This is a genomic window from Taibaiella chishuiensis (assembly GCF_003014535.1).
GTDB classification, from domain to species: Bacteria; Bacteroidota; Bacteroidia; order Chitinophagales; family Chitinophagaceae; genus Taibaiella; species Taibaiella chishuiensis.
In genome coordinates this window covers 64,726-76,886 of the sequence record NZ_PYGD01000015.1, presented here as the reverse complement: position 1 = coordinate 76,886, position 12,161 = coordinate 64,726, and the positions used below count along the sequence as shown (strand labels likewise).

10 protein-coding genes are annotated in these 12,161 nt (G+C 49.3%); 6 read left to right on the top strand and 4 right to left on the bottom strand.

All coding sequences use genetic code 11. From position 1 onward, the window contains the following. Positions 1–26 precede the first annotated feature (26 nt). The gene (locus tag B0I18_RS24045) at positions 27–401 is read left to right on the top strand and encodes a hypothetical protein (RefSeq protein ID WP_106525326.1); all 375 of its coding nucleotides are present in this window, start codon (positions 27–29) and stop codon (positions 399–401) included. 2,020 nt (positions 402–2,421) lie between these two features. On the opposite strand, the gene B0I18_RS24035 is transcribed toward B0I18_RS24045, so the two are convergent. The 4 genes from B0I18_RS24035 to paaE form a co-directional block, all read right to left on the bottom strand. After that, positions 2,422–4,548, bottom strand: coding sequence for a sensor histidine kinase (locus tag B0I18_RS24035; RefSeq protein WP_106525324.1), 2,127 nt, complete (start codon positions 4,546–4,548; stop codon positions 2,422–2,424). 122 nt (positions 4,549–4,670) lie between these two features. Continuing rightward, the gene (locus B0I18_RS24030; RefSeq protein ID WP_106525323.1) at positions 4,671–4,943 is read right to left on the bottom strand and encodes a hypothetical protein; all 273 of its coding nucleotides are present in this window, start codon (positions 4,941–4,943) and stop codon (positions 4,671–4,673) included. 100 nt (positions 4,944–5,043) lie between these two features. Next, positions 5,044–5,760: a LytR/AlgR family response regulator transcription factor gene (locus B0I18_RS24025; protein WP_106525322.1), complete on the bottom strand. Its 717-nt coding sequence runs from the start codon at positions 5,758–5,760 to the stop codon at positions 5,044–5,046. A 68-nt stretch (positions 5,761–5,828) separates the two neighbouring features. Further along, complete coding sequence (gene paaE / locus B0I18_RS24020; RefSeq protein WP_106525321.1) at positions 5,829–6,920, bottom strand: 1,2-phenylacetyl-CoA epoxidase subunit PaaE; 1,092 nt, start codon at positions 6,918–6,920, stop codon at positions 5,829–5,831. 133 nt (positions 6,921–7,053) lie between these two features. On the opposite strand from paaE, the gene B0I18_RS24015 reads away from it, so the two are divergent. The 5 genes from B0I18_RS24015 (at position 7,054) to B0I18_RS23995 (ending at position 12,161) form a co-directional block, all read left to right on the top strand. Next, positions 7,054–8,592 carry a YifB family Mg chelatase-like AAA ATPase gene (locus tag B0I18_RS24015; protein WP_106525320.1) on the top strand — a complete coding sequence of 513 codons (1,539 nt, stop codon included), beginning with the start codon at positions 7,054–7,056 and terminating at the stop codon, positions 8,590–8,592. 375 nt (positions 8,593–8,967) lie between these two features. After that, positions 8,968–9,096: a hypothetical protein gene (locus B0I18_RS25450; protein ID WP_281258014.1), complete on the top strand. Its 129-nt coding sequence runs from the start codon at positions 8,968–8,970 to the stop codon at positions 9,094–9,096. A 319-nt stretch (positions 9,097–9,415) separates the two neighbouring features. Beyond that, on the top strand, positions 9,416–9,628 hold the full coding sequence (locus B0I18_RS24005) for an ATP-binding protein (RefSeq protein ID WP_425444933.1): 213 nt from the start codon (positions 9,416–9,418) through the stop codon (positions 9,626–9,628). A gap of 519 nt (positions 9,629–10,147) precedes the next feature. Then, on the top strand, positions 10,148–10,927 hold the full coding sequence (locus B0I18_RS24000; RefSeq protein WP_181358607.1) for a helix-turn-helix domain-containing protein: 780 nt from the start codon (positions 10,148–10,150) through the stop codon (positions 10,925–10,927). 70 nt (positions 10,928–10,997) lie between these two features. Beyond that, the gene (locus B0I18_RS23995; RefSeq protein WP_146146863.1) at positions 10,998–12,161 is read left to right on the top strand and encodes a hypothetical protein; all 1,164 of its coding nucleotides are present in this window, start codon (positions 10,998–11,000) and stop codon (positions 12,159–12,161) included.

Genomic DNA, 12,161 nt, shown 5'->3' with positions numbered 1-12,161 from the left:
ATACTCACACTACCAATCTTGCTATCATGGAAACAACAACACATCGCTTATGCCAGGCCTGTCAGAAATTGTTACGGGGAAGACTGGATAAGAAGTTCTGTGATGATTATTGCCGTAATACGTTCAATAACCATCGTAACAGCGATCAGAATAACCTGGTCCGTAATATCAACAATGCCCTGCGTAAAAACAGGCGGTTGTTGGAAATGCTGATCCCCGAAGGCGAGGATCTTAAAAAGATAAGGAAAGAGCACCTGGTCATGCTCGGGTTTAATTTTAAATACCATACCCAGCATGTCCGTAACCAGAAAGGCCAGGTCTATTACTTCAGTTATGAATATGGCTTCCTGGAGTTGGAAGAAGAATGGCTGCTGGTCGTGCGGCGAAAGCTGGATGGATAGTGCCTGTGGCAGGGACTAAGGCTTTTTAGGAAACCTGGAATGTGCTTATTTATACCCGGGTGGATACTACCCATCTTGCTTGTGTAGGTAACAGCAAGGTCCGTAGGTTTTGCGCCCGGTAGTTACCGAAGCCGGTATAAGTATGGTAATCCGGGTGTAAGCGTTTGCCTGCGATACGTACCGCCACAGCTTATCCGTTTAACTGTGCGGTTACGCGGATCTCCTACTGTAACCGAAGGCAAGTGAACTTCACGCTTAGTAATTGTCAAAGCAGGTATAAGTAGCATAACCCGGGTGTAAACATTTGCCGGCAGCACCTAAGTACAGGTATATAATCGGAAGAAACTGTAAAAGTCCTGGAAATCGACGTAGCAGTGATACTTTGCCCGGTTCTTGTAACCGATCATTCCTCATAAGATGCAGGGCCGCCGTTTGCCAGTTTAAGTGTGTAGTTACTTGGCCTCCTGTTATAACCGAAGACCGGAGCATAAAGCGCTTCGTAATTACCTGAGCTGGTATAAGTATTGTAACTTGGGTGTAATCGTTTGCCTGCGATACGTATCGCCACAGCTTATCCGTTTAACAGTGGCGGTTACCTGGCCTCCTGCTGTAACCGAAGGCAAGTGAGCTTCTCGCTTAGTAATTGTCAAAGCAGGTATAAGTAGCATAACCCGGTTGTAAACATTTGCCGGCAATACACATTTTGAGGGGATACCATCAAAAGAAATCTTGAAGGGCTTGAAACCCTTTTCCTGCCTGGTTTTGCCCGGTTGTGCAAACAGATTATTTCCACAAAAGATACAGGGCCTTCGTAACCCAGTTTAACTGCGCGGTTACGCGGAGCTCCTGCTTTAACCGAAGGCAAGCGGGCTTTGTGCTCGGTAATTGCGTAGGCAGGTATAAGTATTATAACCCGGTTGTAAACATTTGCCGGCAATACACATTTTGAGGGGATACCATCAAAAGAAATCTTGAAGGGCTTGAAACCCTTTTCCTGCCTGGTTTTGCCCGGTTGTGCAAACAGATTATTTCCACAAAAGATACAGGGCCTTCGTAACCCAGTTTAACTGCGCGGTTACGCGGAGCTCCTGCTTTAACCGAAGGCAAGCGGGCTTTGTGCTCGGTAATTGCGTAGGCAGGTATAAGTATTATAACCCGGTTGTAAACATTTGCCGGCAATACACATTTTGAGGGGATGCCATCAAAAGAAATCTTGAAGGGCTTGAAACCCTTTTCCTGCCTGGTTTTGCCCGGTTGTGCAAACAGATTATTTCCACAAAAGATACAGGACAGACGTTTACCAGTTTAACTGCGCGGTTACCTGGCCTCCTGTTGTAACCGAAAGCAAATGAACTTCGCGCTTAATAATTGTCCAAACAGGAGTAAGAAGGATAACCGGGTGTAAACATTTGCCGGTGATACGTAAGTACGGGTATGCAATCGAACGAAATTGTAAAGAGATTCAAACCCTCTTCCGGACTGGCTTTGCACGGTTGTGCAAACAGATTATTTCCACAAAAGATACAGGACAGAAGTTTACCAGTTTAACTGTGCGGTTACGCGGCCTCCTGTTGTAGTCGAAGGCAAGCGGGCTTTGTGCTCGGTAATTGCGTAGGCAGGTATATGTATTATAACCCGGTTGTAAACAATTGCCGATAATACACATTTTGAGGGGATAGCATCAAAAGAAATCTTGAAGGGCTTAAAACCTTCTTCCAGACTGGATTTGCACGGTTCTTGCAGACAGATTATTTTCATAAAAGATACAGCACCACAGCTTATCCGTTTAACTGCGCGGTTACGCGGAGCTCCTGCTACAACCGAAGGCAAGCGGGCTTTGTGCCCGGTAGTTACCTAAGCCGGTATAAGTAATTTAACCCTGGTGTAAGCGTTTGCCGGTGATACACATTTTGAGAGGATACCATCAAAAGAAATCTTGAACGGCTTATAACCCTTTTCCTGCCTGGCTTTGCCCGGTTTCTCGAACAGATCATTCCCATAAAAGATGCAGGATTGCCGCTTACCAGTCTAACTGTACGGTTACCTGGCCCTCCCGCTCCTGTAAAAAACGGAGCCGTGCGCCGATACGCACGGCGAGATCGCGGGCGATCTGCAACCCAAGCCCGAATTGGTTGCTGTTTACCCCCGTCCGGTTGAGCAATTCATTTAATGCAGGTGCATCAAGACCAGAGCCCGAAGTGTTGGTAATACGGAGCGATTGTGCTGTAGCGTGCAGGCTGATGCTGCCGGCATGCGCACTGTACCGTACGGCATTTTGCAACAGGTTGCGCAGGATAATGCTCATAAAGTTCTCGTCGGTCCTGATATACAGGCTGTCCGGTATATTGAGGGCCAGGCGTACCTGTTTGTCCTCTACCTGCTCACCCAGCAGTACTATCTCCCGCCTGGCCAGCCCGGCCAGGGCTACCGGCCTGAATTCCGGTTGGAAAGATTCCATCTGGCTTTTGCTCCAGATCAACAAGTCTTCCATCGTATTGAGCAGGTTGTCGGTGCTCTGTACAAATTTCTCATGGTAAGCTGTGCTTGCCTGCGGGCTGAAAAGCCCGGGTTGCGCCTTTTGCAGCCGAAGGAACTGGGCGATCTTGTTCAGGGGCGAACGCAGGTCGTGACTGAAAATGCCGAACAGCCGGGCTTTGCTTTCATTGGCCTCCGCTAGTTTACTGTTCAACTGGTCGAGTTCCCGGTTACGTTCGTTCAGTACCTGGTTGAGGCGCGACTTGTTCCGGTATATACGGTAAAGCAGTACCAGGATCAGGGCCAGGGCAGCCACTCCCGCGCCAAGCAATAATTTCAGCCTGTTTGCATTCCGAAGCTCCAGTACGGTGATGCGGTTTCCGATGCTGAGTGTTTTGATTTCCTGTTCTTTTTCCCGGGTCCGGTAACGGATGTCGAGGTCGGCAAAGTTGCGGTCTGTCTGTTCGCGGTTAAGCGTATCCTTTACCGCATCGAACAGTTCGTAATAAGCCAGGGCCTGCGGGGCATTGCCTTTGGCTTTATAGGCCAGCGCCAGGTAATGCAGGCATTCTGCGTAGTTGCCTTTGTTGACGTTCTGACTGACTATAGACGACTGTTTGAGCAATGTGATGGCCTGGTCGTAGTGCCCGGTGTAATAAGCATATTTGCCGGCAAGGTGCTGTACCTGGTGGATCAGGAATGGCGATTTGCTGCTTGTAGCGAGCGAATCACTGCGGTTGATAAAAGGCAGTGCTGCGGTGTATTGCCCGGCATCGAGGTAATACTGCCCGATATTGAGACTGGAGGTTACCGACTCGGAAGTGATGCCGCGCGGCCCTGGCAGTTCTTTAAGCAGGTTATAATAAAGTAGCGCGGAATCGAGATTGCGCAGGTTACCGGAAGCGGTATAGGCATCGGTAAAGGCTGCATAATAACGCATCGTAACCTGTGGGGAGGCATGCATATAAAGGCTCCCTTTCTTCAGGGCATCGAGTGCTTTCGCATACAACTGTGTATTGGAGTAGATCTTGTACAGCAGGTAATAATTAAGCGCATATTCCTTCCGGATCCGGTTGTCGCGGGCGGTATCTACCAGGCGTTTGCCGGTTTCCAGCCCTTTCAGAATATAGTCCTGTGCAGTGGTGTAGTACGATTTGCTGTAGTAATAATTGCCCAGGCCGTAATATCCTTTGGCCAGGCTGCGCCGGTCATGCGTGGTATCGACGATGCTTTGCAGTTTGGCCCGGAAGGTGTCGGCGGCGTTATAGTCTTGCCGTTGCTGGTAAAGCGGTATCAGGGCGGCACTGGCCCAGGATACCTGGTCGGCGGCGCCGGCTTTTATACTTTCCCGGTAGGCGAGGCTAAAATAAACCAGGGCGCTGTCGAAATTCAGTGTGTTGTACGCTGCAGATCCGGCAAACAGTGCGAACAGGCCCCGGGAGCGGCTATCGCCGGGTTTACAGGACTGGAGTGCCTTTTGGGCATAGGCGAGGGCCTCGGGATAGTTTTCGGCTACCGACGAGTCGCTGCCCAGCAGCAGGTTGCAATGGGCCGTCATTGCCGCGATTTGCTGAGCATAATTTTTTGGGGGAGCCTGCGCCCGCAGTAAACTTCCGGGCAGGAAAAGCAGGCCGATGGCTAAAAAAAATACCAGGGGGGTAAGGTGTTTCATCAGGCAGATGGTTAACGAACTTGCCGCAGTAAAGGGTAGGGTAGCGTAGTAACGGAGAGGGGAGGCAATAGCGGGGGCCGCATCCCGCGCGGAATGCGGCCCGGGAGTATCGGCAGGACATTTTACCCGATGGCAAATGACCGGCTGTCCTTTACTTCGTTGTCGAGGGTAATATCACAATGGTAGGTGCCGGGGGGCAGGCCTGCAGCATCGAAGCTTACGATGCCTTTGTCGGCCTGAGCCAGGTGGTCAAACGATTTTACGGGTTTACGGTCGCTGTCGATCACTTTAATGGAAATGCCGGGTTCAGGGGTATTATTGGCATAGGTAATTTCCACCTTGTTCTGCTCAACGGTAACACAAACAACAATAATTACGTAATCTTCTGTTTTCATGGATTTTTATTTATTAGATTAAGGACAAATTCATAATCGCCATAAAACTAATTTTTTCATTAGAAAATCCTAGCCAAACTTTGTTAAAATATAAGGAATATCAGCAATGCCAGTTGCTCACGGCATTTTTAAAGGATTTGCCTACGGGTATTTCCTGGCCCATGATGGTGATACGATTATGGGCTACCGCGTCGATATGTTCGAGATTGACGGCATAACTGCGGTGGGTGCGCATGAATTTATCGCCCGGAAGCTGGCGGATCATGCTGCTCAGGGCCTCAAGCACCAGGATATGCTGGCCCGAGCGGGTAATGATCTTGGTGTAGTCTTTCATGGCCTCGAGGTAGAGAATGTCGGTATGGTGCAGGCGGTACCGTTCGTATCCCTGTTTTACCATAATGTAGCCTGCTTCTTCGCCCTGGTTATCGATATCCGATACCATTTTACGCAACCTGAAAAAATCCTGTATGCGGGTCATACAGCGTTCAAAACGCTCTGAAGACAAGGGTTTCAACAGGTAGTCGAAGATCTCGAGGTCGAAACTTTCCAGGGCATATTCGGGGTGGGAGGTAATGAAAACAGGCGCGGGTATTTTACCGTACAGGCTGCGCATCATCTCCAGGCCATTGGTGCCGGGCATTTCGATATCGGAAAATACGATGTCGGGTCTGAAGCGGTCGATATACTCCATAGCTTCCCCTGCGTTGCTGCATACGGCGATACGTTGCAGGAAGGGATATTTGGACGTTTCGTTCAATACCGCCAGGCGATCGAGTTCATCGTCGTCTACTACGAGGTATCTTATACTGTCATACATCCCGCAAAGTTTTATACCCCTAATTTAACACTTTTTTTGTGAATACAGGTATCCCGGTTACTGCGGGTTTATTTAATGTCGAAATCGACGACTACTTTCTCGGTACGGGGATGCGCCTGGCAGGTCAGGATGAAGTTAGCCGCCAGCTCATCGGGCTCGAGCGCATAATTCACTTCCATATCTACTTCGCCCGATACCAGCTTGGCTTTACAGGTGCTGCATACCCCGCCTTTACAGGCATAAGGCAGGTCGGCGCCCTGTTGCAGCGCAGCATCCAGGATATTGTCGCCGCCATAGGCAAGCGTCATGTCGAAAGCAGCGCCATCCAGCTTAACGGTAACCTGGCTCACTTTGGAAGGATCGATCTGCTGCTGTTTTTCCTGCCAGGCCTTATGTACCGTACGGGGTTGGTCGGGCGAGGAGAAGAGTTCAAAATGTACTTTATTGGCCTCGATCTTTCTTTCTTCGATAAAATAATCGCGCAGCCCCAGGATCATGTCCTCGGGACCGCAGATAAAGATCTCGTCCATCTGGTCGGTATCCACCAGCCGCTCACAGAAGCCTTTGGCCTTTTCGGCATTGATACGGCCGTTGAACAAAGGGGTGTCCATAGTCTCGCGGGTAAACACGTGGTATACGCGGAGCCGGTTCATGTATTTATTTTTCAGGGCCTCGATCGCTTCTTTAAAAATGATGGAGCCCCTGTTCTTATTGCCATACACCAGGGTGAATTCGCTTCCCGGTTCGTTTTTCAGTACCGATTTCATAATGCCGATGATCGGCGTGATACCGCTGCCGGCAGCAAAAGCCAGGTATTGCTTACGGGTATCTTTCTTATGTCTCGGGGTAAATTTGCCTAAAGGGGGCATTACTTCCAGTTCGTCGCCGGCTTTGAGTTCAAGGTTGGCAAAACCGGAAAACTTACCCTCTTCCACTTTCTTAACGGCTACCCTGAGCTCATCGCCCGGGGCCGCACATATAGAATACGACCGGCGTATTTCCACGCCATCTATCATTTTACGGAGGGTCAGGTATTGTCCGGGAAGAAAATGAAAGGTTTCTTTCAGCGACTCAGGAACATCAAACGATATCGATACACAATCGGAAGTTTCGGGATGTACTTCCTTTACTTTTAAAGCGTGGAAATGTGGTGTTGACATATTGCCGGCAAAAATAAAAAAAGCAGCGCTAACTTTTGCAGTTTTGTATACGATAGCCGGAATTTTCCGGAAAGACAGGGGTTGTTTGCTTTTAAAGTAAATTATTATTTATTTTTAATTATAAATATTAATTATGCTTGTAAAAGTATTTGGCAGCGCCATAACCGGTGTGGATGCGATACGGATCACGATAGAAGCGGATGTAGCACCCGGCCTGGGTTATGTGATTGTAGGTTTGCCCGATAATGCCGTAAAAGAGAGTGTAGACCGCATCCTGTCTGCGCTCAAGCACAATGGGCTGAGCCGTCCGCGCACCCGGATCGTGATCAATATGGCGCCCGCCGATCTGAAAAAAGCAGGCTCGGCCTACGATCTGCCTATTGCCGTAGCCATGCTGGGCGCTACGGAACAGGTGTCCGGCGCCTTGTTTAACGATTATGTGATTATGGGCGAACTGTCGCTCGACGGTGCGCTAAAACCGGTAAAGGGCGTATTGCCTATGGCGATACAGGCCTGGCGCGAGGGATTTAAAGGCATGATCCTGCCGGAGCAAAATGCCCGCGAGGCCGCTATGGTAGCCGGTTTGGAGGTGTATGGCGTAGCCGGCCTGGATGCCGTTGTCGCGATGCTTAACGGGCTTACAAAGCCCGAAAGGACCCTGGCAGATGCCCGCGGCGATTTTTATGAAGCCCAGGCGCAGTTTGATCTTGATTTTAATGAAGTAAAAGGACAGGAGCATATTAAACGGGCATTGGAGATAGCGGCGGCCGGTGGCCATAACGCTATCCTGGTAGGGCCGCCCGGTGCGGGCAAGACCATGCTCGCCAAAAGATTACCGACCATCCTGCCGCCCCTGTCCTTGCAGGAAGCGCTCGAAACCACGAAGATTCATTCGGTAGCGGGCGCTTTGCCCGAACGCGCTTCGCTCGTGGCCCGCCGGCCTTTCCGTTCGCCGCACCATACGATCAGCGATGTGGCCCTGGTTGGGGGCGGTGGGCACCCGCAGCCCGGCGAAATATCGCTGGCACATAACGGCGTATTGTTTCTCGACGAACTGCCTGAATTTAAACGCACCGTACTGGAAGTCATGCGGCAGCCTATGGAAGAGCGGCGGGTAACCATATCCAGGGCGCGTATCAGTATCGAATTCCCGGCCAACTTTATGCTGATCGCTTCGATGAATCCCTGTCCCTGCGGTTATTACAACCACCCGGACCGGGACTGCAGTTGTGCACCCCTGGCCGTACATCGTTATCTCAATAAGATCTCAGGTCCCTTGCTCGACCGTATCGACCTGCATGTCGAAGTAACGCCCGTATCGTTTATCGAACTGAGCGCTACCGCGCCATCCGAATCCAGCGCGGTTATCCGGGGCCGGGTGATTGCTGCACGCAGCCTGCAGACCACGCGGTTTACAGGCGAGACCGGGGTGTATTGTAATGCCATGATGGGCAGCCGGCTGCTCAAAAAAGTTTGTGTATTGGATCCCGCGGGTGCAGCTTTGTTGCGTAAGGCTATGGAGCGGCTCAACCTGTCGGCACGCGCTTATGACCGCATTTTAAAAGTAGCGCGTACCATAGCCGACCTGGCCGCCTGTGCAGCGATACTGCCGGAGCATGTGGCCGAAGCGATCCAGTACCGCAGCCTCGACCGGGAAGATTGGGCGGGATGATAACGGGTCGTAGCGGGACGCTACGACCAGACCTGAGTTTTCCTTAACCTCATAATCTGGAACAGACGCAAGAAATGATGTGCTTTCATTTGATATATCAGATGCTTCCTGTATCGTTAATTCTGCGCAATCATTTTTGTGAGGATGTTTAGCAGATCAAGAGCGAATTCAATTTCTTGGTAGGTTTTATCCTGTTCTCTTTTGAGCTGGAGTTGAGCAATGTCTATCCATTGAAGGTTATATCATCCCAGGTGTTTGCAATATCAATATGTTTTTCGTCGATGTAAACGGTTTTCATATTGCATATATTAAATAATGCCGGTTTGTTTTTATATTGTTTGTGTTTTTATATATTTGAAGTGTAATGAATTGTTTATGGACGCTCTAAAAGTTATTGTTGCCGCTGTACTTGCATTATTGGGAATTTGGTCAGAACGTTTTACCGTAGATCAAAGCCAATTATCGCAGGAGCAGCAGACTGCAAAAAAAAATTTCAAGGAATAAGTACATTTTTTAATGCTCTTATCATGGGATTTGAAATCAATTCGACAATTGACGCTGATATTTCTAAGGTGAGATCCGCCGGATTTTTCTAAGGTGAGATCCGCCGGATTTCTAATAAATTTTGACAAGCGATTTTACGCAGGATCTTTACACCCCAAAATAGGCGGTAGGTTTAATGATTTAATAATAAATAGTCTTAAGTTAAGAAAGTCATCTTTTACAGCATTAAACGATTAGCGTCTTTTAATCAATGTTTTATATTATTTAGTATAGCGATGTAGCCTTAGTGGGCGGCGGCGGGCACCGACAACCCGGCTAAATATCGCTGGCATATAACGGGGTATTGTTCCTCGACGAACTGCCTGAATTTAAACGTACCGTATTGGAAGTAATACGGCAGCCTATGGAAGAGCGGTGGGTAACCCTATCCAGGGCGCGTATCAGTATCGAATTTCCGGCCAATTTTATGTTGATCGCCTCTATGCATCCCTGTTGCTATGCTAAACCCGCTACCATGAAGAAAGATGGATAGAATCATTGATAATTCGCATCTAAGCCATGTTTCTATGTTTTGTAGAAAATCTTTTACCAGAACCATGTTGTGTTGATTTGTTTGTACGGCGTCCTTGGCCTTGCCATTTTTTAGCGCTTGCTTCATCACCGGTAAGTATTTGAAAGAGCAACTGCTAAAACTTTTACACACCGCCGGATTTTGACGTAGCGCGCTCCTACTTTTACATCAACAGGTTTAAAGCACATTGTTTGAGCACGAACGCTGTTTTCGCATTCAGGCGGTAGTCCTGGTTCTATGTTGCTGTTTGTGTTTAATAGTTATTGACTTGCTAAAAAAAATAGTTAATAACATAAATGCTATTTTTTACCTGTAGAAAAATAGATAAAAACCGTTCAATTTTGAAGCAGGCAGATGTTTAAACACTGCTTCATTCCGGACGCTTTCATGCCCGAAGATCCTTATTCCTGTTCTTTTAATACCATTAGCTATGTAAACCGACGTAACCCCATCCATCCACCAAACCCCACCCCCACCACTATGAAACGGCCTCAACAGCAGTCCGGCAGATTTTCCATCAGGGAATGTCCTGCGCAACCTGAGCTTAACCGCTCTCCCAACAACCGTATCCTCATTTTCAAAGAATCCGGCGGCGAGCATTTTATCGATTTCGTACCGCACTCCATTATTGCCGGAACATTGTATATTGTTCCGCCCCTCCATTTCCATTATTTATCCGCGGCATACGATAAGCCCTACCTCAACATAGAGGTGCCGACTTATTCCGGCTACAGTAAAGCGCAGTACTTTGTCAATACGCTGAGATACCGCCAGGAAAAAGCACTGCACCGGGAACGGGCGCAACAGCAATATACCTACAGCCGGTGGTCCGAAAAGGTGGATGATCCCTTATCCCTGTTGCAGCAGGACATGACAGACGCCAACCGGCATGCGGATGCTGAAACGATACCTGATATACAGCTGGAATATGCTGAAATGTTTGCCAACAGCCTGGCTGATGCGCGTATCACCTGGCTCAGCCTGGGCAGGCAAACCCAGGCGGTGCCGGTGCATGAGCGTACCCTGCGTCGGGCCTGCAGATCGGTATACGGTTATACCCCCCGGTACATGCAGCATTATCATCTAACTACAAGGGCCGTTTACCTGCTGGCGCACGCGCGCTATTCTGTAACGGATATCTCCCGAAGGCTTGAGTTTTCAGACAACGCCAATTTTACCCGTTATATGAAATCTGCTATTGGTTATACCCCTAAGGATATCCGGAAAAGGCTGGAACTAAAAGGAATTATCATTGAATAACATAACCAGGGCAAACTGTCCGAAAATGACAAATTTCGTGCCGGTATGCTTGCTAATTTTAGAGAGAGATATGAAACAACGAGCAACTACGATTCTTCTTTTATGCCTGGCGTTCGGCACCCGGGCGCAATCTGAGGCTTACCTGTCCGGTTCCGGGAGGGGCATCCTGCAACTGATGGCCGATAACAATTGCAAAGAACTGCACTATACGGCAACAGTGCGGCCCGCGGAGCAATCGGTCTATACTTTATGCGGGAAGACAACTACAGCTATGCATCAGCTTCTGGAGTATTCGGGTGCGTTCCAGCATCATATTCATCAGCGGGGCGGTCCGGGAGCAAGCCGGAACCTGAATGTCCGGACTACCGGAGATACCCTGCCCGATGCCGGTAAGGCCAGGCGTGAAATTGAACTTATGGCGTCGGGAACCGACAGCCTGCATGCCATCGTCTCCACCTATACCACCGGGACATGGGATCAGAAAGGAGCGCAAGAGCGCTACGTTGGACTTGATTTTACGGAAATGCGCAATGAAAACGGGCCCCGGAGCTATACGGACAGGAAAATAGGCGCCTATTTTACCCTGAATATAAGGTCCGTATTATTTCCCACCGCCGATTCCACCGGGACCGAAGCCCTAAAGCAGTGCTTTCTGAATCCGGACCGGGATGGCAATGCACTTTTTTCCTGCGCCGCAGCAGACCAGGTAACGATTATCGAACAAGCCCTGCTGCTGCCGTCGGGCGAGCCTGGCGTGCATCGCTATACTTGTTATGTACTGACCGGAACGAGGGCACAGGTTGACTCGTTGCAAAAAGCCATCGTCATGAGCCCGCAATCCGATGTTATCGTGGGGCAGCGTTTGCGCTGGGATCTGGTGCTGGTGAAGAATAGCCGTACGGTGCAGGGAAAAGTAAAGACTGAAAAAGGAGCAACGGTGATCTATGACCTCCTGCATGGACAGCAGTATAATGCAGTGGTACAAGGAAAGCAGCAAAAAACATTGACTGTAACAAATACCGGCGGGATCAACCGTAGTCAGCTGGAGCGCTATGTATCCCGGGTACCGGCTACGGCAATGTCCGTAACCGAAGCGGCGCCTTCCGCACCGGTAAGTTATGCCATACGCAAGACAAAAGAACGGCTCTCTGTAGACCGGGCTTCCGATAACAGCGGACTGGTATTGCCCCCGGTAGTTTTAATGTATTTAAGTGACGATTTAAAACCCTATTAA

Bases quoted from the DNA above. Each gene is read 5' to 3' on its own strand.
- B0I18_RS24045 (WP_106525326.1), top strand. From the start codon at position 27: ATGGAAACAACAACACATCGCTTATGCCAGGCCTGTCAGAAATTGTTA.
- B0I18_RS24035 (WP_106525324.1), bottom strand. From the start codon at position 4,548: ATGAAACACCTTACCCCCCTGGTATTTTTTTTAGCCATCGGCCTGCTT.
- B0I18_RS24030 (WP_106525323.1), bottom strand. From the start codon at position 4,943: ATGAAAACAGAAGATTACGTAATTATTGTTGTTTGTGTTACCGTTGAG.
- B0I18_RS24025 (WP_106525322.1), bottom strand. From the start codon at position 5,760: ATGTATGACAGTATAAGATACCTCGTAGTAGACGACGATGAACTCGAT.
- paaE (WP_106525321.1), bottom strand. From the start codon at position 6,920: ATGTCAACACCACATTTCCACGCTTTAAAAGTAAAGGAAGTACATCCC.
- B0I18_RS24015 (WP_106525320.1), top strand. From the start codon at position 7,054: ATGCTTGTAAAAGTATTTGGCAGCGCCATAACCGGTGTGGATGCGATA.
- B0I18_RS25450 (WP_281258014.1), top strand. From the start codon at position 8,968: ATGGACGCTCTAAAAGTTATTGTTGCCGCTGTACTTGCATTATTGGGA.
- B0I18_RS24000 (WP_181358607.1), top strand. From the start codon at position 10,148: ATGAAACGGCCTCAACAGCAGTCCGGCAGATTTTCCATCAGGGAATGT.
- B0I18_RS23995 (WP_146146863.1), top strand. From the start codon at position 10,998: ATGAAACAACGAGCAACTACGATTCTTCTTTTATGCCTGGCGTTCGGC.